The sequence below is a fragment of the Pseudohoeflea suaedae genome, assembly GCF_004354915.1.
Taxonomy (GTDB): domain Bacteria; phylum Pseudomonadota; class Alphaproteobacteria; order Rhizobiales; family Rhizobiaceae; genus Pseudohoeflea; species Pseudohoeflea suaedae.
In genome coordinates this window covers 468,349-493,069 of the sequence record NZ_SMSI01000003.1, presented here as the reverse complement: position 1 = coordinate 493,069, position 24,721 = coordinate 468,349, and the positions used below count along the sequence as shown (strand labels likewise).

Annotated in this window: 19 protein-coding genes; 2 read left to right on the top strand and 17 right to left on the bottom strand. The window is 63.1% G+C overall.

Annotation, left to right across the window (positions count from 1 at the left end; genetic code table 11):
- Nucleotides 1–16: 16 nt before the first annotated feature.
- Entirely contained in the window at nt 17–3,457 is a 3,441-nt protein-coding gene (locus tag E2A64_RS15895) for an indolepyruvate ferredoxin oxidoreductase family protein (RefSeq protein ID WP_133285468.1), read from the bottom strand.
- Between the two features lie 125 nt (nt 3,458–3,582).
- Between E2A64_RS15895 and E2A64_RS15890 the strand changes: the two genes are divergently transcribed.
- Both E2A64_RS15890 and E2A64_RS15885 read left to right on the top strand, forming a co-directional pair.
- The gene (locus E2A64_RS15890; RefSeq protein WP_133285467.1) at nt 3,583–4,065 is read left to right on the top strand and encodes an Lrp/AsnC family transcriptional regulator; all 483 of its coding nucleotides are present in this window, start codon (nt 3,583–3,585) and stop codon (nt 4,063–4,065) included.
- Between the two features lie 196 nt (nt 4,066–4,261).
- Complete coding sequence (locus E2A64_RS15885) at nt 4,262–5,455, top strand: diaminopropionate ammonia-lyase (RefSeq protein ID WP_133285466.1); 1,194 nt, start codon at nt 4,262–4,264, stop codon at nt 5,453–5,455.
- 55 nt (nt 5,456–5,510) lie between these two features.
- On the opposite strand, the gene E2A64_RS15880 is transcribed toward E2A64_RS15885, so the two are convergent.
- The 16 genes from E2A64_RS15880 to cofE form a co-directional block, all read right to left on the bottom strand.
- Nucleotides 5,511–6,266, bottom strand: a complete 756-nt coding sequence (locus E2A64_RS15880) for a GntR family transcriptional regulator (RefSeq protein WP_133285537.1) — start codon at nt 6,264–6,266, stop codon at nt 5,511–5,513.
- Nucleotides 6,267–6,479: 213 nt separating this feature from the next.
- Entirely contained in the window at nt 6,480–7,682 is a 1,203-nt protein-coding gene (locus E2A64_RS15875) for a xanthine dehydrogenase family Fe-S subunit (RefSeq protein WP_428977494.1), read from the bottom strand.
- A 2-nt stretch (nt 7,683–7,684) separates the two neighbouring features.
- Nucleotides 7,685–8,524 (bottom strand): FAD binding domain-containing protein, encoded by an 840-nt coding sequence (locus E2A64_RS15870; protein ID WP_133285464.1) that lies wholly within the window; start codon nt 8,522–8,524, stop codon nt 7,685–7,687.
- A complete protein-coding gene (locus E2A64_RS15865) occupies nt 8,521–10,902 on the bottom strand; it encodes a xanthine dehydrogenase family protein molybdopterin-binding subunit (protein WP_133285463.1) in 2,382 nt (793 codons plus the stop codon). Before E2A64_RS15865 ends, E2A64_RS15870 begins: the two co-directional genes overlap by 4 nt.
- Before the next feature lie 109 nt (nt 10,903–11,011).
- A complete protein-coding gene (locus E2A64_RS15860; RefSeq protein WP_244598323.1) occupies nt 11,012–12,403 on the bottom strand; it encodes an NAD(P)(+) transhydrogenase (Re/Si-specific) subunit beta in 1,392 nt (463 codons plus the stop codon).
- Nucleotides 12,400–12,708: an NAD(P) transhydrogenase subunit alpha part 2 gene (locus E2A64_RS15855; protein ID WP_133285462.1), complete on the bottom strand. Its 309-nt coding sequence runs from the start codon at nt 12,706–12,708 to the stop codon at nt 12,400–12,402. Before E2A64_RS15855 ends, E2A64_RS15860 begins: the two co-directional genes overlap by 4 nt.
- 44 nt (nt 12,709–12,752) lie before the next feature.
- Nucleotides 12,753–13,886 (bottom strand): NAD(P) transhydrogenase subunit alpha, encoded by a 1,134-nt coding sequence (locus tag E2A64_RS15850; RefSeq protein WP_133285461.1) that lies wholly within the window; start codon nt 13,884–13,886, stop codon nt 12,753–12,755.
- Between the two features lie 236 nt (nt 13,887–14,122).
- Nucleotides 14,123–15,406: an ArgE/DapE family deacylase gene (locus E2A64_RS15845; protein ID WP_133285460.1), complete on the bottom strand. Its 1,284-nt coding sequence runs from the start codon at nt 15,404–15,406 to the stop codon at nt 14,123–14,125.
- A 73-nt stretch (nt 15,407–15,479) separates the two neighbouring features.
- The gene (locus E2A64_RS15840; RefSeq protein ID WP_133285459.1) at nt 15,480–16,463 is read right to left on the bottom strand and encodes an LLM class flavin-dependent oxidoreductase; all 984 of its coding nucleotides are present in this window, start codon (nt 16,461–16,463) and stop codon (nt 15,480–15,482) included.
- A gap of 16 nt (nt 16,464–16,479) precedes the next feature.
- A complete protein-coding gene (locus E2A64_RS15835) occupies nt 16,480–17,250 on the bottom strand; it encodes a CoA-transferase subunit beta (protein WP_133285458.1) in 771 nt (256 codons plus the stop codon).
- On the bottom strand, nt 17,243–18,163 hold the full coding sequence (locus E2A64_RS15830) for a CoA transferase subunit A (RefSeq protein ID WP_133285535.1): 921 nt from the start codon (nt 18,161–18,163) through the stop codon (nt 17,243–17,245). The genes E2A64_RS15835 and E2A64_RS15830 overlap by 8 nt, the downstream gene beginning before the upstream one ends.
- A gap of 83 nt (nt 18,164–18,246) precedes the next feature.
- Nucleotides 18,247–19,758 carry a pyridoxal-phosphate dependent enzyme gene (locus E2A64_RS15825; RefSeq protein ID WP_133285457.1) on the bottom strand — a complete coding sequence of 504 codons (1,512 nt, stop codon included), beginning with the start codon at nt 19,756–19,758 and terminating at the stop codon, nt 18,247–18,249.
- Nucleotides 19,759–19,863: 105 nt separating this feature from the next.
- Entirely contained in the window at nt 19,864–22,284 is a 2,421-nt protein-coding gene (gene cofH / locus E2A64_RS15820; protein WP_133285456.1) for a 5-amino-6-(D-ribitylamino)uracil--L-tyrosine 4-hydroxyphenyl transferase CofH, read from the bottom strand.
- Complete coding sequence (gene cofC, locus E2A64_RS15815) at nt 22,281–22,967, bottom strand: 2-phospho-L-lactate guanylyltransferase (protein WP_133285455.1); 687 nt, start codon at nt 22,965–22,967, stop codon at nt 22,281–22,283. The genes cofH and cofC overlap by 4 nt, the downstream gene beginning before the upstream one ends.
- Nucleotides 22,964–23,953, bottom strand: coding sequence for a 2-phospho-L-lactate transferase (cofD, locus tag E2A64_RS15810; protein ID WP_133285454.1), 990 nt, complete (start codon nt 23,951–23,953; stop codon nt 22,964–22,966). The genes cofC and cofD overlap by 4 nt, the downstream gene beginning before the upstream one ends.
- Nucleotides 23,950–24,720, bottom strand: coding sequence for a coenzyme F420-0:L-glutamate ligase (gene cofE, locus E2A64_RS15805; RefSeq protein ID WP_133285453.1), 771 nt, complete (start codon nt 24,718–24,720; stop codon nt 23,950–23,952). The genes cofD and cofE overlap by 4 nt, the downstream gene beginning before the upstream one ends.
- Between the last annotated feature and the right edge of the window lies 1 nt (nt 24,721).

Here is a 24,721-nt window from a genome sequence, read left to right as displayed (position 1 = left end):
CGATCATGAGAGCCGATCAGAACGCCGAGGCCGAAAGCGCGGCATCCGTCTGCGCACGTACCTTCTCCGCAGCCAGTTCCTTGACCGGACCGAAGCCGCGAACATCCATCACGAGCGCGGCGATCCGCGCCGCCTCGTCCCGGTTCTGCGCTGTCAGGCCCGCGGCAAGCCGCTTGAGAAGCGCCCGATACTCCCCGATCATCTCGCGCTCCATCCGGCGCTCGGCGGTATAGCCGAAGGCGTCGAGCGGCGTGCCGCGCAGGGACTTCATCCTCGCCATCGCCTTCAGGCCGGTTTGCATCCAGGGACCGAAACTGCGCTTGTAAGGACGTCCGCGCGCATCAAGTTTCGCCGGAATGAGAGGCGGCGCCATGTGATGCCTGACCTTGAAATCGCCCTCGAACCGCGCGCCGAGGCTTTCGTAGAAGCCGGTCTGGCTATGTAGTCGCGCGACTTCGTATTCGTCCTTGTAGGACATCACCTTGAACAGCCCCTTCATCGCGGCTTCCGTCAGCGCGCCCGGCGCACCGGCGGCCGCCGTTTCAGCGTCGCGGACCTCCTTGACGGCCTCGATATAGCGGCTTGCCCAGCGCGCATTCTGATAGTCGGTCAGGAAGGCGGCGCGACGGGAGATCTGCTGGTCGAGGGTATAGACCTCGGTAACCGGGATCGCCGCAATCCGCTCAACCGCGGCGCGGTCGCTGACGATGACCCGCCCCCAGGTGAATGCCGCCTTGTTGAGCTCCGGCTTGACCCCGTTGAGCTCGATTGCGCGCATCAGGCTCTCCTCGCCGAGCGGCACGAGGCCCGCCTGCCAGGCAGCACCCAGCATCATCACATTGGCAAAGACGCTGTCGCCCAGAAGCGCCTCGGAGAGCGAATTCGCATCCAGCGCCTGCAGGCTCCCCGCATGGACGGTGTCGCGAATTGCCTCCAGGCGGGTCACGGCGTTGAGGTCCGCATCCCGGTTCTGAACGAGATCGCCGGTCGGCATCACCGCCGTGTTGATCACCGCGCGGGTTTCGCCCTTCCGATAGGTCTTCGATGCCTTGGGCGAAGAGCTGACCACCAGATCGCAGCCTATCAGCGCATCCGCCGAGCTCGGCTCGATCTTCACCTGGTTCAGCTGCGCCTCGGTTCCGGCCATGCGGATATAGCTGAGCACCGGGCCGAACTTCTGCGCAAATCCCATGAAGTCCAGCACCGAGGCGCCCTTCCGCTCGAGATTGGCGGCCATGACGATCAACTGGCCCACGGTCACCACGCCGGTGCCCCCGACGCCGGTGACGAGCACGTCCCACGGCTTGGACAGTTCCGGCAGCCGAGGTGCGGGCAGTTTCGTCGCAAGACTCGCGAGCTGCGCCGGATCGGCGCCCGCGCCGGCCTTTTTCAGCGTTCCACCCTCAACGGTCACGAAGCTGGGACAAAAGCCGTTCACGCAGGTGAAGTCCTTGTTGCAGGTATTCAGGTTGATCTTCCGCTTGCGTCCGAACTCGGTTTCCAGCGGCTCGACGCTCAGGCAGTTGGATTCCACCATGCAATCGCCGCAGCCTTCGCAGACCAGCGGATTGATGACGGCGAATTTCTTCGGATCCTCCATCTTTCCACGCTTGCGAAGCCGGCGCTTTTCCGTGGCGCAGGTCTGCTGGTAGATCAGGACGGTGGTGCCGGGGATTTCCCGAAGCTCCCTCTGCACCCGGTCCATCTCACGCCGGTGCAGGATCTCGATGCCTGAAGGAAACTGCGAACGGTCGAATGCCTCCGGCGTATCCGAGACGATGACGACCTTGCTCGCGCCCTCGGCGGTGACCGACTGCGCGATGGCCGGCACCGAGATCGGCCCGTCGACATCCTGCCCGCCGGTCATTGCGACCGCATCGTTGAACAGGATCTTGTAGGTGATGTTGGTTCCCGCCGCGATCGCCTGGCGGATGGCGAGCGAGCCCGAATGGTAATAGGTGCCGTCGCCCAGATTCTGGAACACGTGCCTGTTGCCGTTATACTTGGACCTCGACACCCAGTTCACGCCTTCGCCACCCATCTGGATCAGCGACGTCGTGTTGCGATTCATCCAACTTGCCATGAAGTGACAGCCGATTCCGGCCAGCGCCTGGCTGCCCTCGGGGACCTTCGTCGAGGTGTTGTGCGGACATCCCGAGCAGAAATAGGGCGTGCGGGTCGCACCGGGCACATCGATCAACGACGGCGCGGGCACCGCCGTTTCCGCCTTCGACACCAGGTCGAGTTCGGGGAAGTTGCGCTTCAGCCGGGCGGCGATGTGGCGGGCGAGCATGACCGCGCCCAGTTCCTGCGTCCAGGGGATCAGCCGCGCGCCGTTCTCGTCGCGCTTGCCCACCATGCGATCGGGCTTGCGGCCCGGATAGTCGTAGAAATATTCCTTGAGCTGGCTTTCGATGATGCCGCGCTTTTCCTCGATGACCAGCAGTTCCTGCTTGTCCTTGGCGAAAGACAGCGCGCCATCGTGCTCGAGCGGCCAGACCATGCCGACCTTGTAGATGTCGAGGCCGATTTCCCTGGCTCGCGCCTCGTTGATGCCCAGGAGGCGCAGCGCCTCCAGCACGTCGAGATGCGACTTGCCGGTGGTCACGATACCGAAACGGGCATCGGCATGCCCCCATTCGGCCCGGTCTATCGGATTGGCGCGGGCGAAGGCGAGAACGGCCGCCTTCTTGTGTTCGAGCCGTGCCTCGATCTGCGGCCCCGGCAGGTCGGGCCAGCGGAAATGCAGGCCGTCTTGCGGGGCTTCGAAGTCCGGGGTGACGAAAACGCGATCGCCGGGCAGGTCGAAGGACATGCCCGACTCGACCGTTTCCGAGATCGCCTTGAACCCGACCCACATTCCCGAGAAGCGCGACAGCGCATAGCCCCACTCGGCGAAAGTCAGGAATTCCGCGACATTGGCCGGGTTGATGGTCGGCATGAAGAAATTCATGAAAGCGACATCGGACTGGTGCGACATCGAGGAGGAAACGCATCCGTGGTCGTCACCCGCCACCACCAGAACGCCGCCATGCGGCGAGGAGCCGTAGGCATTGCCGTGCTTGAGCGCATCCGCCGCCCTGTCGACGCCCGGCCCCTTGCCGTACCAGAGGCCGAACACCCCATCGACCGTGCGGTCGGGATCGGTCTCGACCTGCTGGGTGCCGATGATCTGCGTGGCGCCCAACTCCTCGTTCACCGCCGGCACGAAATCGACGCCCGCCTCGGTGACGAGCTTGCGGTTCTTCGACACTTCCAGGTCGATGCCGCCCACCGGCGAGCCACGGTAACCCGAAATGAAGCCACGCGTGTTCAGACCGGCCTTGCGGTCCCTGCGCGCCTGATCGAGCGCGATGCGCACGATCGCCTGCGTGCCGGTCAGGAAAATCCGCCCCTCCGTCTGCGTGTAGCGGTCGAGAAGCTGGTAGTCGCTAAGGATAGGCTTCTGGTGTGTCATGATATCCCCCCGGCGCTGCGCGTTGCGCATTTTGGCCGATTGTAAGGATACACGATGAAAAGTGTTTTCAAATTCGCCCATAATCATGGCATTCTGGCTTCGATCACACCGCAAAGAAGCAAAATATGAAATCTGATTTCAAATTGGGTCGGCTGGAAGCAAAGATCGCATCGATACTTCAGAAGGACGCCTCGATCAGCATCGACGAGCTGGCGGAGCGGACGAACAGTTCGACCACAACCTGCTGGCGTCGGATTCGCCAGATGGAGGAGGCGGGGTTATTCAGCCCGCCCGTGCGTCTGGTCGACCCTGCCAAAGTCAACCGTCCCATGGATGCCTTCTGCCAGGTACGCATGAAGTCGCAGGATGTGAAAGCCCGCGCGCTGTTCCAGCGCAGCATGGAGGCCGAACCGGCGATCGTCGAGGTCTACTCGATTTCGGGCGAATGGGATTACCTGCTGCACCTGGTGGTCCGCGACATTCCCGACGTCGAGGAGGTGCTGATGAACCGCGTCCTCGAACTCGACTGCGTGGCAAGCGCATCCACCCTGTTCGTCTTGCGCCGGGTCAAGCATACGACGGCCATCCCCGTCGACCCGGACGATTGACGGCTTCAGAAAACCGGACACCCATCATTGAAGGATGATGTCGGCAACGCGCTCCCGCCGCCTCCGGAAAAGTAAATTATTTTGCATCAGAGGCTGCAATATCGACTGATACTTTCATTATCGGTGTGTTTTTATCGCAATTTTCTTCGAAGTAATAATTTAGATTATTTCCATAACCATCCCAGAGGATAGAAAATTGCTTCTGCTTAACACCCACACACGCCATAATGATGCGCTGGATATGGAAGATGCGGAGGTTCTAGGCTCCGATGCCGCTAAGAAAGCAGCTCGCTTTCTCTCCTTTCGCGCGGATCATAGAATTACGCCGCTGCATTCTCTCTCCGGTTTGGCGAAGAAAGCCGGCGTTTCAGCAATCCACATAAAGGATGAAAGCGAACGCCTGGGGATGAACAGCTTCAAGGCCCTGGGCGGTTCTTACGCCGTTATTTGCCTTGTACTCGAGGAAGCCGCCCGCAAGCTCGGGATACCGGTCGACATCTCCGAACTACAATCGCCAGCAGTTCGCGAGATTGCATCCCGGATGACTTTCGGCTGCGCGACAGACGGCAACCACGGCAAATCTGTCGCCGCAGGCGCGAAGATGGTGGGAGCTAAGGCAGCCATCTTCGTTCACTCCGGCGTCTCGGAGGAACGGGTCGCTGCCATTGCCGAGTATGGCGCAACAATGATCAGGGTCGACGGCACCTACGATGATTCCGTCGCGGAGGCGCAGCGCAAATGCGCCGATATGGGGTGGACTGTCGTCTCCGACACCTCGTGGCCCGGCTACGAGCGGATACCTTCATTGGTGATGCAGGGTTACACGGCAATGCTCAAAGAGGTGGTCGCATCTCTCCCGGAGACGCCCACCCACGTCTTCATTCAAGCCGGGGTCGGAGGGCTTGCCGCGGCTGTCGCAGGCTTTTTCGACATCTTTTACGGCGAGGATCGCCCGCAATTCATCACCGTGGAGCCCGATCGCGCTGCCTGCATTTTCGCAAGCGCGGAAGCCGACGATCTGATCAAGGTCGACAGCACGGAGCCCACCATCATGGCGATGCTCGAATGTTACGAACCGTCGCTCGTGGCCTGGCGCATCCTGACGCGCAAGGCCGATGCCTTCATGACCATCACCGAGGAAGACGCTGCCGAGACGATGCGCCAGCTGGCGCGTCCCGTCGACAACGACCCGCCGATCATATCAGGTGAAAGCGGCGCGGCGGGACTGGCCGGATTGCTGGCTGCCGTGAGGGATCCGGACATGCGCTCAACGCTCGGCATCGACGAAACCTCGCGGATTTTCGTCATCAATACCGAAGGAGCAACCGACAAGGGACGCTATGAGAAGATAGTGGGCATGACGGCGGAAGAGGTGAAACGGGTCGGCTGAAAAGCCGACCATACGGAAGCGGATCTGCGGCTGGCCTCGCGAGATGAGACAGCGGTCACTCTGATTTAGGGACCTTGTTCTCCAGAAGATCGACCCGAAGGGCAAAGCAGTCCTTGTGGTAATGAATATGGGCGATGTAAATCGCGATGCCGTTCGCGTCCACGAGTGTCAGCTGACAATCGGCGGTGGGTTCTCCGAGACCGATCTTGAGGAGCTCTGCGGTTTCCGGGGTAGCCACTCCGATGGTCAGAACCTGGTGTGCATGGACGATTTTGATGTCGTCCATCTCAATGAGCCTCGGCAGCGCCGCTGAGTGCGAGAACTTCTTGCGATCGCGCACAAAAAGGTTCTGTTCCAGGAACAGGTTGACTACGGAAAAAGGCTTGCCGTCATTGTACTGAACGCTACGCAGGAATGTGTACTCGGGTGCAAGCTTGCCTTCGTCCTTGGAAATTTTCGGAGCATCGACGTTTTCCTCGACATAGACACGCTCGATCACATTGTCTTTGACGAGGCTCACCATTGTGTCGAAATCGTTGGCGATGTTGAGCCATCGATTGTGCTTCGGCTTACCGGAGACGAATGTGCCGCGTCCCTGCTGCGCGTCCAGAAGCCCCTCTTCCCGCAGAAGTTCAATCGCCTGCCGGATCGTGACGCGAGCTACGCCGAACTCGGCTTCGAGTTCCTCAAGCGTTGAAATCTTGCTGCCCTGCGTCCAGAAACCGCTGTCGATGCGCTGACGCATGACGGACGCAACCTGGGCATAAAGAGGAACCCTGCTTCGATCGTATAGAGAAGTTATCGTTTTCATATTCACGCATAGTTTCAATTGAAAGGGAGACATATCCTACAGATAGGAACAATGCCAGAGCGTATAGAGCCGTTTGCAAGCCGGTTGGCAACATGCCATGCAACCCTGACTTGAAGCAACTAGAGAGAGCGACCCGGCGGCCACCGGCATCGCCTGCCGGTTCGTCGCCGAAGCCGGTTTAATCCCAGCCTCCTTCGAAGCAGTTCCTACCAATCATCGGCGGCCGAGCAGGCGGGCGAAAAACTGCTTGATCTGACCGATGACGACCGACGACATGAGCGATCCCGCATCCAGCGCGGCGGATTCGGGCGCGGTCTCCTTGGTGCCGCCGCCCGCCTCGTGATTGAGACGCGCCTCGAGATTTTGCACGAAGACCGCGATCAGCCGGCCCGCGACATCCTGAACCAGGCCCGAACGGCTGAATTGCGCCAGCACGCCCGACAAGGTGTAGCCGATCGAAAGCTCGACCAGCGTCTCGCCGGGCCTATCGCCCTCGCGCACCACATAGCGGATCCTGCCGCGTGTGGCGGAATTGCTGCGCTTGTCCTTGCCGGCGCCGTCGATCGTCCCGGCTTTCGCTGTTTCGTCACGGGTGATGTCGGCCACACCCTGGAACTCTGCGGAAATCGGTCCGACCTTGACCTTGATCTGCCCTTCGACATGACCGTCTTCTGCCGCACCTTGAAGCGAGGCGCCGGGCAGGCAAGCCGCCACCTCCTCAACTCGACCGAAGAAGTCCCAGACCACTTCCGGAGGATGCGAAACGGTGAAACTGTCCTCCAGCGTGGTCTGCGGCCGCCAGTTGTCATCCCGGCTGACCTGGGCGGCCCGCGTAGCCGCGGCGGCTTCGGCGGGCGCCGCCCGCTCCCGTTTGTTTTCCTGCACGGCGCCGGCATGACCCGAGCCCGCAGGCCCGAGCCGGTCTCGGCCGCCTCCCGGCACGGCGGCTATGCCGCGGGCGCGTCTGGCCTCGATGACGCTCTGCACCGCACGGACGATGCCGACATAACCGGTGCAGCGGCACAGATTGCCGCTCAGGGCGACGCGGATGTCATGCTCGCTCGGAGCTTCCATGCGCAGGACGATGTCGCGCGCCGAAACCACCATGCCGGGCGTGCAGTAGCCGCATTGCAAACCGTGTTCCTTCGACAAGGCCGTGCGCAGTTCGGCGGCGATCTCATCCTCGTCGAGACCCTCGATCGTGGTCACCCGCGCCCCCTCGCAGGCATGGGCGAAAGTGATGCAGGAACGTGTGGGGACGCCGTCGACCAGCACGGTGCAAGCCCCGCAAACGCCGTGTTCGCAACCAAGATGCGTCCCAGTGAGATTCTCTGCCTCACGGAGAAAATCGGCCAGATGCGTGCGCGGCTCGCACTCGCCGCTGACCTGCCTGTCGTTGATCGTGATCTGAACCATGCTCACACCGTCCCGGATTGCTCGAGTGCGCGGCGCAGGGCCGCGACGTGGATTTGGCGGTCGATCGGGTCGTTCATCCCGTTGTCTCGGATCAATTCGTCCGCGCGGCGGCTGTCGAAGCCCTGGGCGAGATCCCTCTCGCCGGTTCGGCCGATGAGGTCGCCCGCCTCGCTCACCACCAGAGGCTTGCTCTCGGTGGCCCCGAAGACGGCGCGACACACGTCACGATCGGGATCGATCAGGAAGGCGCCGATGGCATGGGCGAATTCGCCGGTCTTGCGGCAGCTTTTGTAGTAGCCCCAACGCGCCGCCGGACCGAGCTTCGGCACGTTGACCGACACCAGCAACTCGCCCAGGCGCAGATCCGCCTCGAGCGCACCGAGCATGTAATCCTCCACGGCGAGCGAACGGACGCCGTCGGGGCCGCGCAGCGTCACCGTGGCGCCGATCGCGGACAGGATGGAGATCCAGTCTGCCGATGGGTCGGCGTGGGTTATGCTGCCGCCGATCGTGCCGCGGTTGCGAACCGCGCGATAGGCGATTCCGGCGGCGACCTTGGGCAGCGCGCCGCGGGTGACGTCGGCGACCCGCAGATCCTCGATGTCGGAATGGGTCACGCAACCGCCGATGCCGACCTCATCGGCGCGGTCCTCCACCTGACGAAGCTCCTCGATGCCGGTGATGTCGACGACCAGATCCGGCTGGACGAGCCGCATGTTGAGCATGGGCCCGAGCGACTGACCGCCGGCGAGAATTTTCACAACCCGGCTCTCGTCGCCGATCAGCGAGATGACGCCCGCGACGTCCTTTGGCCGCGCATAGTCGAAATTGACTGGTTTCACGTCCTCCCTCCCCTGTCCGAGTGGTCTTGGCTGTCCGCGTTGGTCGCCGCGAAAATCGCTTCGAGGACGCGCCTTGGCGTCATCGGCGTGCGGACCAGCTCGGCCCCCAAATCCTTCAATGCATCGTTGACGGCATTGCCGATCGCCGCGGGTGGTGCGATCGCTCCGCCCTCGCCGATGCCTTTCACCCCGAACTCGGTGTAGGGCGAGACCGTTTCCATATGATCGAGCCGCGGCGCGGGCACTTCCGTCGGCCCCGGCAGCAAGTAATCGGCGAAGGTCGAAGCAAGCGGCTGGCCGGAGGAATCGAAATTCATCTCCTCGTAGAGCGCCGTGCCGATGCCCTGGGCAAGACCGCCATAGATCTGGCCGTCGACCACCATCGGATTGATCAGCTTTCCGCCGTCCTCGACGATAACGTAGTCGAGAATCTCGATGTCGCCATTCTCCGGATCGACCGCCACCACGGCGGCATGCGCGGCATAGCTGAAGGTGCCGGTGTCGCGCTTCGGCTTGTGCCCGACGGTTCCCTCCAGACCGCGCGGATCGACATCATCCGGCAGGTTCTGCGGGAGCCGATACCAGGTGTGCGCGATTTCCTCGAGGGAAACGCTTCCCGAGGGGCCCTTCACCCGGCCACCGACGAGTTCGACGTCGTCGACATGGACCTGGAGAAGGTGGGCGCCGATCTTTCTGGCGCGGGATGCGACGTCACGCGAAGCGGCGGCGACGGCACCGCCGGCCATCACAGCGCAGCGCGAGCCCCAACTGCCGGTCGAATAGGGAGTGTATTCCGTATCGCCGTGGACGAGCTTGATTTTGGAAATATCGATTCCGAGGATTTCATGGGCGATCTGCGGCAGCGTCGTTTCCATACTCTGCCCGTGCGAATGGACACCGACCCGCAGTTCCAGCCCGCCGTCCGGCGTCATCCGTGCGGTCGCCTGCTCGTGCCCCGGCACCATGGGAATGCCCCAGCCCGAATAGACCGAAGTGCCATGGGCGCCCTGCTCGCAATAGATCGAATGCCCGACGCCGATTAGCCTGCCGTTTTCCTCGCCGCGCTTCTGGCGCTCGCGGATCGCCTTGACGTCGATCGCCTCGATCGCACGCTGCAACGCCTCCGGATAATCGCCGCTGTCGAAGTGCTTCCTGGTGATGTTGTCGAAGGGCATCTGGTCGGGCTGGACGAGGTTCTTCAGCCGCACCTCGTGCGGTTCCAGCCCCGCTTCCCGGGCGACCGCGTCGAGCACCAGTTCTAGCGCATAGCACACGCCGGTTCTGGCCACGCCGCGATAGGGCAGAATCGGGCACTTATTGGTTGCCACCGACCAGGTCCGGCAGCGATAGGAGGGGAAATCATAGGGGCCGGGCAGAATGCTGGCGACCTGAGCCGCTTCCAGACAGGCGGAGAATGGATAGGAGGAATAGGCTCCCGAATCCACCGTCGCTTCGCAGTCGATGCCCCGCAATTTGCCGTCGCGATCCGCATAGGCGGTGATGACGTAATGGTGTTCGCGGCAATTGGCGCCGGCGGTCAGATGCTCGCGCCGGTCCTCGATCCATCGCACCGGATGTCCGCAGCGCATGGCGTACCAGCCGAGGCAGATGTCTTCCGGAAGCAGGATGCCCTTGTAGCCGAAGCCGCCGCCGACGTCCGGCGACACGATCCGCACCTGGTGCTGACCGAGCCCGAGACATTCGGCAAGACCGGTGCGCACGATATGAGGCATCTGCGAGCCCGAGATCAGCACGAGCTGCTCCATGCGCTTGTCCCAGTAGGCGACCGTACCGCGCCCCTCCATGGGAGCCATGCTCTGGCGGGCGGTCTTGATCTCGCGCGTGATCTTGATCGGCGCGTCGAAAGCAGCCTCGATATTGACGTCGACAAAGGTCTCCAGGAAGACGTTGTCGCCCCAATCCTCGTGCAACAGAGGAGCGTCCTTGTCGCGCGCGGCAATCATGTCGTGGACAGCCGGCAATTCCTCGAGATCAAGCTCGACGCGGGCGGCGATGTCTTCCGCCGCCGCGCGGGTGTCGGCGACGCACATCGCGAGAAGCTCGCCGACCTGCCTGACCTTCTCGAAAGCGAGTACAGGTTGGTCCGATGGCTTGAAGCCGGCCAGACCGGAAACGGCACGAATCGGCTTGACGCCTTCCAGATCGGCGGCGGTGACCACCTGGCTGCGCAGATCCTCCGGCGGGTGAACGCCCTTGACCCGCGCATGAGCGATAGGCGAGCGGACGAAGGCGACGTCTTTCATGCCGGCGAGCCGAACGTCACCGACGAACTGGCCGCGACCGCGCAGCAGCCGGTCATCCTCCTTGCGCAGCATGGAGACGCCGACGCCCTGCTTTTCGACCTCCGCTATTGCCATGATTGGTCTCCTCCTGAACCGACGATTGACCGGGATGGGGTCGGTCGACCGATATGTACCTATATATAGAATGATAGAAACAATCAGTCGACCCGTTTTGCCCGTCTGGTCACACCTGTTTTATCTCGACGCCGAGCTGGGCTATGGACTGTTTGGCGTCGCCGAACAGCATACTGGCCTTGGGGGACACGAAAAGCTCGTTCTCCACGCCGGAGAAGCCCTTGCCCCTGCCCCGCTTGAGCACGATCACGCTCTTGGCGTCCTGCACGTTGAGGATGGGCATGCCGTAAATCGGCGAGCTGCGGTTGGTCCGGGCCGCCGGATTGACCACATCGTTGGCGCCGATCACGAGGACAACGTCCGCATCCGAGAAACGGTCGTTGACGTCGTCCATGTCGAGCAGCTTCTCGTAGGATATGCCCGCCTCTGCAAGCAGCACGTTCATGTGCCCGGGCATCCGTCCCGCGACGGGGTGGATTGCGAAGCTGACGTCGACCCCGCGCTTTTCGAGCTGATCGGCCAGTTCGCGCACCTGGTGCTGCGCCTGTGCCACGGCGAGACCGTAGCCGGGGACGATGATCACGCGCTGCGAGTAGGCGAGCCGGATCGCCGCGTCGTCGGCTTCGATTGCCACCATCTCGCCGCCGCTGGCGGAAGCGCCTTCATCCGCGCCGCCGGATTCGGAACCGAAGGCGCCGAACAGGACGTTGGCGAAGGACCGGTTCATCGCCTTGCTCATCGCCATCGAGAGAATGAAGCCGCTGGCCCCGTCGAGCGCGCCGACCACGATGAGAATGTTGTTGTCCAGCGCAAAGCCGGTGGCGACGGCGGCGAGACCCGCATAGGAATTGAGCAGGGAGACGATCACCGGCATGTCGGCGCCGCCGATCGGCAGCACCATCAGGATGCCGACGAGCGTTCCGATGACGAGGATGACCATGAAGAAGGTGACGTCATAGGGCGTGGCCACGAGCCAGACGAGCGAGGCCAGCCCGACCGCGAACAGAGACAGGTTGAAGAGGTTCTGGCCGCGAAAGGTGATCGGCGCGCCGGGCAGGATTCCCTGCAGCTTGCCGAACGCCATCAGGCTGCCCGTGACCGTGAGAGAGCCGAGGAAAATCTCGAAGCTCAGAGCCAGCGTTTGTCCGTGGCTCAGCGTTTCGGCATGGAGGCCGTGCAGATATTCGCCGACACCGACGAAGGTTGCCGCGAGCGCGCCGAAGGCGTGGCTGAAGGCGATGCGCTGCGGCATCGCCGTCATCGGCACCCACATGCCGAGCGGATAGCCCACAATGCCGCCCGCCACCAGGCCGACGATCAGCCATTCATAGCTGACGATGCGCTGGTCGACGAGCGTGGCGCAGACGGCGACAAGCATGCCGAAGGCGGCCATCTGCATGCCGCGGCGCGCCGTCGTCGGCTGGCCGAGGGAGCGCAGCGCCATCACGAAGAGCGCCGCGGAGGAAAGATAGGCGAGCTGGATACCGGTTGTTATGATCACGCGACGGACTCCTTGGCCTCGAGCTTCGCCGGCTTGAACATGGCCAGCATGCGGTCGGTGATCAGGAAGCCGCCGACGACGTTGGCGGTCGCGCAGCCGACGGCGATTGTTCCGAGAATGGTGCTGAACAGTCCCTGGTTCGACCCGGCCAGGACCAGCGAAGCGACCAGGGAGATGCCTGAGATCGCATTGGTGGCCGCCATCAGCGGCGTATGCAGCAGGGGCGGAATGCGGGTGATGGTCTGAAAGCCGACGAAGCCGGCGAGCAGGAACACGAATAGCTGTATGATGACGGTAGGCGTCATGATTGTTCTCCAGATTGAGGGAAAGGCGGAAGCGTGTCGCGGCCCTAGCCGGGCTGCGCCCCGCCGAAGGCCGGATGCACGATGGCGCCGTCTCGGGTCAGGTTGGTGCTTCTGACCAGTTCGTCGTCCCAGTCGATCGCCAGACCTTGCTGGTCGCGGTCGACCAGTTTGGAAATGAAGCTGTACATGTTGCGCGCGTAGAGGCTCGAAGCGGTCGTGCCGATCCGGTCTATGCTCGAATTGCCGATGATCCTGACACCGCGGCCGAGCTCGACGATCTCGCCCGCTTTCGAACCTTTGATATTGCCGCCGCGCTCGACGGCCAGATCGACGAGCACCGAGCCGGGCCGCATGCTATCGATCATTTCCCTGGTGATCAGACGCGGGGCGTCGCGACCGGGGATGAGGGCCGTGGTGATGACGATGTCCTGCTTGGCGATATGGGCGGCGACGAGTTCGGCCTGCTTGGCAAGATATTCCTTCGACATCTGCTTGGCGTAACCACCGGCGGATTCGGCCGCCAGGAACTCTTCGTCCTCGACCGCGACGAACTTTGCCCCCAGGGAAGCCACCTGTTCGCGTGTCGCCGGGCGCACATCGGTCGCCGAAACGGAAGCCCCCAGCCGCCGCGCGGTCGCAATTGCCTGAAGGCCCGCCACTCCGGCGCCCATGACGAAGACCTGCGCCGACGGGATGGTGCCCGCTGCGGTCATCATCATCGGCAGCAAGCGGGTGAATGCGCTGGCGGCGTCGATGACGGCCCGGTAGCCGGCGAGGCTCGCCTGACTTGAAAGGATGTCCATCGACTGGGCGCGGGTGATGCGTGGCATCAGCTCCATGGCGAAGGCGTCGACCCGCGCATCGGCCATGATTTCAAGAGAGCCGTTGGCCCGATAAGGATCCATCGTCGCAAACATCGCCGCACCCGGCTTGCAGGCGCGGATAATCCGTTCCTCCGGTCGGCCGACTGCAAGAATGATGTCCGCTTCCTTCACGGCCGCATCGGCACCCTCGACAATGCGTGCGCCGGAGGCCTCGAGATCGCCGTCGAGCATGCCTGCCTGCGCGCCGGCGCCCTGCTGCACGAATACCGTGCCGCCGAGCGCTTCGTACTTGCGGATCGTCTCGGGGGTTATCGCAACACGCGTACTCGTGTCGGCCAATACCGCGATATGCATTTTCGTCTCTCCTTGAGTTGCCGGGGGAGCGACGGAAAAGCCGCTGCCGGGCATGTCCGCAATCTGACTCAGCGTAAGCAACAAGTCAATCTATTTATAGTAAGATAGTACCTATTGATTGCCGGACGACTGTACCGAGACGAAAAAGCGCCGCTCGAGAGCGGCGCTTCATGGGGAGGTCGGTTGGCTGGTCGGGGGCGGGAGGGGTTGACATACGCCCGCCCTTCGAGCCGGGTTCAGCTTTTTGCGACGGGCTCGGCGTTGCACCAGTCGTAGATCGAGAGGGCCATGACCTTGATGGAGGTGAGGTAGTCGTCGATCGAGACATACTCGTCGTTCGAGTGCATGATAGCCGTCGACCCCGGTCCGAAAATGACGGTCGGCGTCTCGCCATAGCTGTTGAGGAACCGCGTGTCCGCCGCGCCCTGCCTGCCGCTGATGGTCGGTTCCTTGCCGGTCACCTCGGTGTAGATCCGCGAGACCGTGTCGACGATGGCGTGATCGCGCGGGATTTCCGAGGCTTCGGCGTCATAGCCGACGAAACGGACCACCGGCGGATGATCCTTCATCCAGGGATCCTCGGCGGCGACCTCGGCGATCTTGTCGACCAGGCTCTGCTTCACGCCTTCGTGGTCTTCGCCCGGGACCGTGCCGATTGATCCCTTCAGCAAGGCTGTCGCCGGGAAGGCGCTCGGATAGGTTCCCGCCTGGAAGCTGCCGATCAGGCACGGCAGAGAATCGATGGCGCTCGGATAAAGCGGATGCGTCACGGTCGCGACGCGGTGGTCTTCCAGCTCCTGCACCGCCTTGGAGATCTTGTAGCCGAGCTCGATCCCGCTGATGCCGAGATAGCGCTGCTGAACCCCGGCAGGTTTGCCCTGGATCTCGATCTCGAACCAGATGCGGCCGATGCAGGCGGGCTGCACGTGAAGATCGGACGTCTCACCGGAAATGCCGGCATCCGCCGAATAGCCGCGGATGACGGTGTCGAGCGTGCCGTGGCCGCTGACTTCTTCATCGATGACGATGTTGATCATCACATCGCCCTTCGGCGTCAGCCCCAGTTCCTTGAGATACTGCACCGCCAGGATGTGGCTCGCCACGCCGCTCTTCATGTCGCATGAGCCGCGACCATAGATGCGTCCTTCCTTGATCGAGGCAGACCAGGGATTGTCGCTCCAGCCCTCGCCGTCGCCGACGGGAATGACGTCGGTATGGCCGTTGAGCAGCAGCGAACGTCCGCCGCCGGTGCCCTTGAGCGTCGCCACGATATTGGGACGGCCCTCGTAACCGCGCGCGACTGGACGATAGCCGGGATGCTTCTTGAGCTCCTCCCAGTCGGTCTCCCACATGTCGACGTCGAGGCCGACCTCGGTAAGGTAGTCGTGCATCAGCTTCTGGATGGCCGCCTCGTCCCCGGTGACGCTGGGGACGGCGACCATGTCTTGCAGCAGTTTGATTGCCTGGTCGCGCGATTGATCGATCTTGTCGATGATCTTTTGACGATTTGGATCAGTCATGAATTCCGGTCCGCAATTGAGTTGGGTAAGCGGGCCGCCGCCCGGCGGCCCGACGTGAACGTCCGTGGGCGCCTCAGGCGTTTCGCAGGCGCGGGATGATTTCCTCGGCGATCGTCTCGACCTGATCCATCTGGTACTTGTAGGGCACGAAGATGATCTTCTGCACGCCGGCATCGATGTGCTCGCGCAGCTGGGCGACGCATTCGTCCACCGATCCCATGATCGCGCTTTCGCGGGTGCAGTCGCTGTGCTCCGGGAAGTCCCATTCCTTGTTCAGCCAGTCCATCATGTCGTCCTGGACGGCTTCCTTCGACTTGCCGATCATGATGGGCAGCTGCGACGCGTTCATGATGTTGTCGGGGTTCTTGCCCGCTTCCTGGGCGAAACCGCGGATCTTGTCCCACGACTTCTTGAAGTCCTCGGCGCGGTAGAAATAGGTCAGCCAGCCGTCGCCGCTGGTGGCGGCACGCTTGAGCGCAGCGTCGGCATAGCCGCCGATCAGCAGCGGAAGCTGCTCTTGTGCGGGCTTCGGATACATCACCGCCTTCGACAGGGCATATTCGAGCTCGATCCCGGTCTTGTCATCGGAGATGTTGTAGGTTCCGGTGACAGCGGGCTCCGTCCACAGGCGGCGCATGATCTCCAGGTTCTGGTCCATGATCTTGCCGCGCTTGGTGAACGGAATCCCCATCGCATCGAATTCGCGCTTGTACCAGCCGGCAGCCATGCCCATCACGAGGCGACCGCGCGAGAGCTGGTCCATCGAGGAAAGCTGCTTGGCCAGCGCGACCGGGTTGCGCAACGGCAGGACGAGAATGCCCGTGCCCATCTTGATGCGCGTCGTGCGCGCTGCAATGCCGGTCAGGACGGTCAGGGAATCGATGATCGGGAAATTCGGATCGACACCGAGCAGCATGTGATCCCACACCCACACGGAATCATATCCCAGTTCCTCGACGCGGACGCCGTACTCGACGAGTTCCAGCGCATCAGGCATCTCCGGATACGCCTTGAAGTTGCGCGCGGCGATACCAAACGTGTTTGACAGCATTGTCATGAATTTCCTCCAGTGATCAATTGATGAACAGGCGCTCGGAATCGAGCTCGCGCAAAACGCGCAGTTCCGTTTCGGTGGGTGGTTCGGTGACGGCGAGGTTGTCGGCGAAGTCGAGCGTGAAGCCCGTATTGTCCTGAACCTCTTCGCGGGTGACGCCCGGGTTGAGCGCGAGTACCTTCATCCGGCGGGTCTTTTCGTCGAAGCCGAAGACCGCCAGTTCCGTGATCACCCGGAACATGCCGCCCGCCGGCAGGCCGCTATCGCGCCTGCTTGTCCCGCCACGGATGAAGCCGGGACTGGTGATGAAATCGACATGCTCGACGAAGCGGCGCTTTTCGTGCTTCATCGCCACGATCATGTTTGTCAGGCTTGAAATGTCGTTGCCGCCGCCGGTGCCCGGAAGCCTCGTCTTAGGCGCCGCGGGATCACCGATGAAGGACGAGTTGAGGTTGCCGAACTGGTCGATCTGCGCCCCGCCCATGAAACCGAGATCGACATAGCCGCGCTGCAACAGCAACAGAACGTCCGAACTGCCAAGGACCATGTTCGCCCGCCGCGTGCAGCGCTGGTCGTTGGTGGAAGGGGGCAGCTTGCCCGGCTCGACGAACGCGCCGACGACACCACCCTCGAACAGGATCGTGAGCCGCGGACAGTTGAGCCGCTGTGCCAGCGTGGCCGCCAGCAGCGGCGTTCCCACCCCGGCGAACACCACCATGCCGTCGCGCAGCTGGCGCGCGCTCAGAATCGGCAGGATTTCGGATGTCGTATAGTTCTTGCTCTCAGTCATTGTAGATACTCCGGCCGTGCTGGCTTGCTTCCAGGACTTGCCTCATGCCGATCAGGTCGAGGTAATCGTTCCAGTCCTCGGGTCCGTGGAAATAGCGGTCGAGATAGGCCTGCATGCCGTCGATCGGGTCTGCGTTGACCTGCTTCACATATGCCTCCATGTGCTTCATCATCGGCTCGTAAAGGCCGAAGCACTCGTGCGGCGCCGAGCCGTAGGGCACTTCCACCACCGCATCGACGCAGAAGAACGGAATTTTCGTCTGGTCCGGTGCGCGGCGGATCTGGTCGTTGGACACGATCCGCTCGGTGGTCAGGATCACCCGGTCTGCTGCAAGCGCCAGATCGATGTCCATGAACTGCAAACCATCGATCTGCGCGTTGCCATAGGCGTCGCACCGCTGAACGTGGATCAGCGCGACGTCCGGGTTGAGGGCCGGCGCAAGCAGCAGCTTTTCGCCGGTGAAGGGACAGTCGATCTCCTTGGCTTCGGGCCGCTGCTTGAGAACGTCGGAACCGAGCATGGCGCGCATCGGCAGGAACGGCACACCCATGCCGCCCGCACGGAAGCGCATGCCGACACCCATGTGGCTCCACTCCTCGTAGGTCTTGCCTTCCTTCTCCACGTGGTGACGCATCACCTTGGACAGGCCCCAAAGGATGCCCTGGGCAAACCAACTCGTGATGATGTGGTCGGAAACGCCCGAGCCGAACAACAGGTCACCGTCGGTGGAAACGATCGCGCGCGAACAGGTGAGGTTCTTCCGGCGATCCCGGATGAGCTGCCACAACAGCGCCATCGGCGTGCGCGACATGGTCGACCCTCCGACGCCGATGCTCATCCCGTCCCGAACGAACGAGCCGGCCTCCTGCAGCGACATGACCTTTTCACGCAGACTGCGGTCGCGTGCCGCCATCTTTTCCCTGAGCCTGTCGTAAGACTCCACTGAATGCTCAAGCACAAACTTTCTCCTTCTCAACAGCGGACAGACGCCACCGTTCAGTTCAATTGGACCTCTGCATTGAAGTCGGAAATCATCGCGTCCCAGAGGGGGGCCGAAGCGGCCACGCCCTTCCAGAAGGCCTGATCCTTGCGGGCGTCGAAATCCTCGACATCCACGCCCTGCTGCTCCACCCAGGTGTAGTAGCCGAGGTTGAAGATGCGCCGGCGGTCGGGCTGGCCGAGTTCCAGAACGTGTTCCGGCGTCAACTCGGCCAGATCGCTCAGGAACACCCTGTCCGCTTCCGCGGGCCCGAAACCTTCCGGGAATAACTTCTGCCGGGCACCGTCTGCCTCCGTGGCGTAAAGCCGGGCACTGTCGGTGGCGATGGTCATCACCACGTCGTCGGGACCGTAATTCATGTAGCGGGCAAGCTTGATGGCCGCAGCGATATTGGCGAAGCCGGAAATCCCGATCTCCGAAAAAATCTCGAGCGCTTCCGCATCGAGCCCGGTGTGGCGGCGAACGGCCGCACGCCCTTCCTCTGTGGAAAAGAGAAGGTTGAGCCGGTCGGTGACCCGGTCCGAAATCCCGATGACGAAATCCATGTTCATCACGTTCTGGATCAACGGAACATGCTTGTCGCCAATGCCCTGGATGTTGTGCTCGCCATAGCCGTTCTCGAGCATGGTCGGACATTCCAGCGCCTCGACCGCGGCAATTCGCGTGCCATAGCGCTCCTTGAGCCTGTCGCCGGCAGCGATCGTTCCCGCCGACCCTGTGGCCGAGACGAAGGCTGCAAGCCGCGTCTTCTCCGTCATGCCCGGCATCGATGTAAAAACCCGCTCGCAGGCGCGGCCGGTGCAGACATTGTGGGCCATGTAATTGGAGAACGACGAGAACTGGTTGAGGATCACGTTTTGCGCCTCACGCGCCAGCTCGGCGCATTTGTCGTAGATTTCCTTGACGTTGCTCTCGGTCCCGACCGTGCGCACGATATGCGATGGATCGGCAACCCAGCGCCCGAGCCAATCGTAGCGCTCGCGGCTCATTCCCTCAGGCAGCACGGCCACGCCGTCGCAGCCGAGAATGCGGGAAATCGCAACCCCGCCGCGGCAGTAATTTCCCGTCGAGGGCCAGACCGCGCGATGATGGGTGGGGTCAAACTGCCCCGTGAGCAAGCGACATACGAGTCCGGCATAGGCGGGAAGCACCTTGTGGGCGCCGATCATCGGAAAGCGAGAGCCGAGAAGCACGACGATCGGAGCATCGACCCCGGTGAGCGCCTTTGGCAGGGTGACGCTTTGCGGGATTTCCACCCGCGACTTGCGGTCCGCGCCGTTGAACCAGTGGACGCGCCACAGATTGGCGGCATCCGCGGTATCGGGATCGGTGACCGCCAGGCGCTCGGCGACACCCTCCGGCAGGGGCGCTTCGCCGGCCAGCTGCGCGAATGTCGGCAGCAAGGTGCCGCGCTCCCGGGCGCGCCCGACTGCTGCTGCGCGAGCCCGGGCGTCGACCAGCTCCGCCTTCTCCAGAATTCCCGAACCTGCTCCGTCCACGCCACTCATTCCAATCGTCCGTGTCACTATTCAAAATCAAAGTATGATTATCATACTAACAATAGTATGTCTACAAGATGGAATGAATCATCGACATCATCGGCGTGATGCTCCTCAGCGCGCGTTTTCGGTGTGAACGAGCCTTGATGCGCTCTCGGTGCGGATACCCGCGGCAAACGCCGTCGTCCGCCGCTCCGCCGGGGCGTTGTCGTAGAGCGTGGTGCGAAGACGGGGCAGCCGGCCGGTCGAGACGATGATCCGCTCCATCTCCTGAGGGGTCATCTCCTGGCCGAAGCTCGCACCGGCGGAGCGGGAGATGCTCTCGTCCATCAGCGTGCCGCCGAGGTCGTTGACGCCGGCATCGAGGCAGTGCCGCACGCCGTCCGGCCCAAGCTTGACCCAGGAGGCCTGGATGTTGGTGATGTGCGGGTGCAGCACCAGGCGCGCGACGGCATGCATGAGGATCGTCTCGCGGAAGGTCGGACCGGGCCGCGACCGACCCTTGAGATAGATCGGCGCCTCCATGTGGACGAACGGCAGCGGCACGAATTCGGTAAAGCCGCCTGTCTCGATCTGGAGATCGCGGACCCGGACCAGATGGCGGGCCCAGTGATCGTAGCGATCCACATGGCCGAACATGATCGTCGCGGTCGAACGCAGTTTCAGTGCGTGCGCTGCCCGCATCACCTCGATCCATTCGCGAGTGTTGATCTTGTCGGAACAAAGGATGGCGCGCACCTCGTCGTCCAGCACTTCCGCTGCGGTTCCGGGCAGGCTCTTGAGCCCCGCATCCTTCAGCCGCGCAAGAAATTCGGGCACACTGATGCCCAGCGTCTGCGCACCCTGGGTGACCTCGAGCGGTGAGAAGGCATGAAGGTGCATGTTGGGTTGAGCCCCGGCGACGGCCTCGCAGATGTCGAGATATTTCTGCCCCGTATAGGCGGGATGGATACCTCCCTGCATGCAGACTTCGGTCGCGCCGCGGTCCCACGCCTCGCGCACCCGGCCCGCAATCTCGTCCATCCCGATATCATAGGGCCGGCCGCGCAGGTTCTCACTCAGCTTGCCCTTCGAGAATGCGCAGAACTGGCACTTGAAGTAGCAGATGTTGGTATAGTTGATGTTGCGGGTAACCACATAGCTCACGACATCCCCGTTGACGCGCCGGCGCAACTCGTCGGCGGCCCGGCAGACGGCCGAAAACTCGTCGCCGCGGGCCCTGAAGAGATGGACGATGTCATCGGTGTCGAGCAGCTGGCCGTTGTCCACGCGACCGAGGATTGCCTGCAATCGCGCGCTCGCCTGGACGGGACGCTTCGGCTTGACCAGGACGGCATCGGCTTCCGGCGGCAGGTCCTGGCGGCCCGGGCACCAGCTGTCGCGGCGCGGCCATCCGTCGCCGTCGACAAGATTGTACAACGAGGTGCGCATCGCCGGATCGACCCATTTGAGAGCATCGCGGGCATGCGAGGGGTAGATCGCGAGCCTTTCCGTCAGCACCTTCCCCGCCTTCGCGGTCTCCGTCGCCAGCTCCTCGAGATGCGGCCAAGGCGCTTCCGGATTGACGTGGTCGGGGGTCACCGGGGACACCCCGCCCCAGTCGTTGATACCCGCATCGACAAGCTGCCGCAGCGCGCCGGGGCTCAGATTGGGCGGAGCCTGGATGTTCATCGCCGGCTCGAACAGCAGACGCGCGACGGCAATTGTCCAGAGGTGATCGTCCGTCGCAGGCGCGGCGACATCCTTCATCAGCGTACCCGGCTTCGGCCGGAAGTTCTGGACGATGATTTCCTGGATATGCCCATGGGCATCGTTGATATCCCGCAGCGCCAGCAGCGAATCGATCCGCTCCTCGCGGGTCTCCCCGATGCCGATCAGAATGCCGGAGGTGAAGGGAACCGCCTGCTCACCGGCAAGCCTGAGCGTCTGCAGCCGGGCGGCGGGCACCTTGTCGGGCGAGCCGTAGTGAGCCATCCCCTTGCCGCAGAGACGGTCGGAGACGGTCTCGAGCATGATCCCTTGCGAGATCGAGAGGGGACGCAGCGCCCGGAAATCCTCCTCGGAAAGCAGCCCGGGATTGAGGTGCGGCAGCAGCCCTGTTTCCTTCCAGACGAGTTCCGCCATCTCCGCAAGGTAGGATAGCGTGGAGGCATGGCCCAGTGCAGCGAGTTCCTCGCGCGCGAGGCGGTACCGAGCCTCGGGACGATCTCCCAGCGTGAAGAGCGCTTCCTTGCACCCCGCCTCGCGACCCGCGCGGGCAATGGCCAGAACCTCGTCCCGGTTGAGATAGGCGCGCTGTCCCTTGCGCGGCGGATGGGCGAAGGTGCAGTAGTGGCAGACATCCCGACAGAGCTGCGTGAGCGGGATGAAAACCTTGCGCGAATAGGAGACAACGTCACCGTGGGCGACGTCCCGCCGCCTTCCGGCCGCAGCGAGCAACGGCGTCAGGTCTTCCAGCCCGATCAGGCTGACGGCTTCCTCGCGGGTCAATCGCTTGTTCAGCGGAAACGTCTCGAGAAAAAGCTGTTCTGTCATGATTCCAACTCCTCATTCATCCAGACCGCCACAGGCACGGGATTGCCGCACGACAGCTGCGAAAGCACCGCACGTGTGCGTGCGCCCCCTTCTCCGCCGGAGCTGTGGAAGAGGTCCGTGGGAACGTCGATATCGTGTCCCGCGCCATCGAGATCGAGGATCGCGGGGGTGATGGCGGCCGCGCGTGCCGCCGCCAGATGCCGGGCGAAACTTTCCTCGCCGAAGGCGGCTTCTATGCGCGCCGGACAACGCAGCCCCAGTATGTTCGTGCCACCGTCGCGAAGCGCGGGCACCAGCGCGACGTCATGACTGCGCAGCGACGAAATGACGTTGGCGACCTCTCCCGGCGTCAGAAACGGGATGTCGGCCGGCATGATCAGCCGGCACCCGTTTTGTTGCGACCCGAGCCAGGCAAGGCCCTGCCGCACGGCTTCGTTGGTTCCTGCTTCACGAATGTCCGGCACGAGGTGCGCCCCGGCCTGCCGTGCAAGGCGCGAAACCTCGCCGTCGCTGGTGACGACGACAATTCCATCGAGCTGGCTCACCCGAAGCAGCGTATCGAGAACGTCGCTAAGCATCGCGCGGACAAGTTGGCGCCGCTCCTGCGCATCGAGCACCAATGCCAACCGCGATTTGGCGTGCTCGAGCCGCTTGACCGGCACGATGGCCCAGTTGCCGCTCATGGACGCCTCCCTGATCCCGTCTCGGCCAGGGTCTCGGCAAAAGCCAGAACGTCCTCCGCCAGACGGCACCTGTCGTCGTCGGTGCGCATCAATGTGGCGGATATTGTCGCGCGAACAGCGAGCTGTCCGATCTCCGCCGCGTCGGCCTCATCGATCATGAGGCCGTCAATGAGATCGCCGTAGTGATCGGCGATTGTCGCGTTCGTCGCGGGTATCCCGAGTTCGCTCATGATTTTCGCGGTCGGGCCCTTCACCGCCTGCCCGCCAATGATGGGCGACACCGCGACGACCGGAGCGGACGCATCGGCGAGAAGCTGGCTGATGCCCGGCACCGAGAGCAGAGGATCGATGCTCAGATAGGGGTTCGACGGACAAACGATCACCGCCCGCAGATCGGCCGAAGACAGGGCTGCCTCCACCTCCGCCGACATCCGGGCGGAATCTGCTCCTTGGAATTGGACCTCCTCGACAACCGGCTGGCAGCGCCGTTCTACGAAATAGCGCTGGAACGGCAGCACCCCTTCGTCCCGCGTCACCACACTGGTGCGGACCGCATCATCGCTCATCGGCAGAATGCGCGAGGGAATGGCAAAGCGCCGCGCAAAATCCACGACGATATCAGTCAGCCGGTCGCCGGCACGCATCCGCCGGGTCCGCTCGACATGCAGGGCGAGGTCACGGTCGCCGAGCTGAAACCAGCCCTCGCCGCCGATTTCCGCGAGCGCCTTCATGAAATTCCAGCTCTCGTCCTTCCGTCCCCAGCCGAGTTCGCGGTTGGCACGGTCCGAAAGCGTGTAGAGCACGGTGTCGATGTCCGGCGAGATATGCAGGCCGAGATGTTCGAAGTCGTCGCCGGTATTGACGATCACCGTCAACCGCTCGCCGAGCAGGTGCGACAGGCCGAAGGCGAGCTTGGCGCCGCCCACGCCACCGCAAAGGGCGACGACCGTACCCTGCTCTCCAAGGGCTTTCGCGGGCGCACTCATCGGAACATGTCCCGGGCCCGGTCACGCACAAGGGCGGAGGCGGGCTTCGGCGGCGCGGGCGATGCAAATCCGCGTACCAGCACGGCAGGCAGCCCCTGCCCGGCCTGCCCCATCAGCAGGGAGGCCGCGGAAGCCAGTTCGTCGGCGGCAGCCACTTCGGTAACCCGCAATTCGCGGCCGAACAGATCCTTCACTCCCGCCTCGTCGATCACCGAGGGAACGCCGGCCGCGCCGATCGCCACGCCGACAATGCCATTGCGCCACGGCCTGCCGAAACTGTCGGCGATGATGATGCCGAGCGAAACGCCGAAGGCCGCATCCAGCCGTGCCTTCAGAGCTTGCGCCGAAGCGTCGGGATCGCGCGGCAGAAGCAGCACGCGCGCGCCCTTCTCATGACTGATGTTGGATTCGTCGATACCGGCATTGGCCATGACGAAGCCCAGTCGATGGGCAACGACGATAACCTGCGGCCCCACCTTGACCACTTCGGAGGATTCCGAAAGCACGACCTCGACATGGCGCGGATCCTTGCCGAGACGTTCGGCGAGTTCCACCGCCCGCTCGGAAGGCGTGACCGTATCGAGGCTCACATAGCGCCCCTCCGCCTTGGAGACGATCTTCTGGGCGATGACCAGAATGTCGCCGTCCATCGGCACTTGCCCGCTGTCCCGCAACGCTGCGATCAGGCAGTCCGCGAGATCGTCGCCGGGCTCCACCAGCGGAATATCCCGCAGGGCATGAAGAGAGAGAGACTGGGGCGCGCGCATG

Bases quoted from the DNA above. Each gene is read 5' to 3' on its own strand.
- E2A64_RS15895 (WP_133285468.1), bottom strand. From the start codon at position 3,457: ATGACACACCAGAAGCCTATCCTTAGCGACTACCAGCTTCTCGACCGC.
- E2A64_RS15890 (WP_133285467.1), top strand. From the start codon at position 3,583: ATGAAATCTGATTTCAAATTGGGTCGGCTGGAAGCAAAGATCGCATCG.
- E2A64_RS15880 (WP_133285537.1), bottom strand. From the start codon at position 6,266: ATGAAAACGATAACTTCTCTATACGATCGAAGCAGGGTTCCTCTTTAT.
- E2A64_RS15875 (WP_428977494.1), bottom strand. From the start codon at position 7,682: ATGGTTCAGATCACGATCAACGACAGGCAGGTCAGCGGCGAGTGCGAG.
- E2A64_RS15865 (WP_133285463.1), bottom strand. From the start codon at position 10,902: ATGGCAATAGCGGAGGTCGAAAAGCAGGGCGTCGGCGTCTCCATGCTG.
- E2A64_RS15855 (WP_133285462.1), bottom strand. From the start codon at position 12,708: ATGACGCCTACCGTCATCATACAGCTATTCGTGTTCCTGCTCGCCGGC.
- E2A64_RS15850 (WP_133285461.1), bottom strand. From the start codon at position 13,886: ATGCATATCGCGGTATTGGCCGACACGAGTACGCGTGTTGCGATAACC.
- E2A64_RS15845 (WP_133285460.1), bottom strand. From the start codon at position 15,406: ATGACTGATCCAAATCGTCAAAAGATCATCGACAAGATCGATCAATCG.
- E2A64_RS15840 (WP_133285459.1), bottom strand. From the start codon at position 16,463: ATGACAATGCTGTCAAACACGTTTGGTATCGCCGCGCGCAACTTCAAG.
- E2A64_RS15835 (WP_133285458.1), bottom strand. From the start codon at position 17,250: ATGACTGAGAGCAAGAACTATACGACATCCGAAATCCTGCCGATTCTG.
- E2A64_RS15830 (WP_133285535.1), bottom strand. From the start codon at position 18,163: ATGGCGGCACGCGACCGCAGTCTGCGTGAAAAGGTCATGTCGCTGCAG.
- E2A64_RS15825 (WP_133285457.1), bottom strand. From the start codon at position 19,758: ATGAGTGGCGTGGACGGAGCAGGTTCGGGAATTCTGGAGAAGGCGGAG.
- cofH (WP_133285456.1), bottom strand. From the start codon at position 22,284: ATGACAGAACAGCTTTTTCTCGAGACGTTTCCGCTGAACAAGCGATTG.
- cofC (WP_133285455.1), bottom strand. From the start codon at position 22,967: ATGAGCGGCAACTGGGCCATCGTGCCGGTCAAGCGGCTCGAGCACGCC.
- cofD (WP_133285454.1), bottom strand. From the start codon at position 23,953: ATGAGTGCGCCCGCGAAAGCCCTTGGAGAGCAGGGTACGGTCGTCGCC.
- cofE (WP_133285453.1), bottom strand. From the start codon at position 24,720: ATGCGCGCGCCCCAGTCTCTCTCTCTTCATGCCCTGCGGGATATTCCG.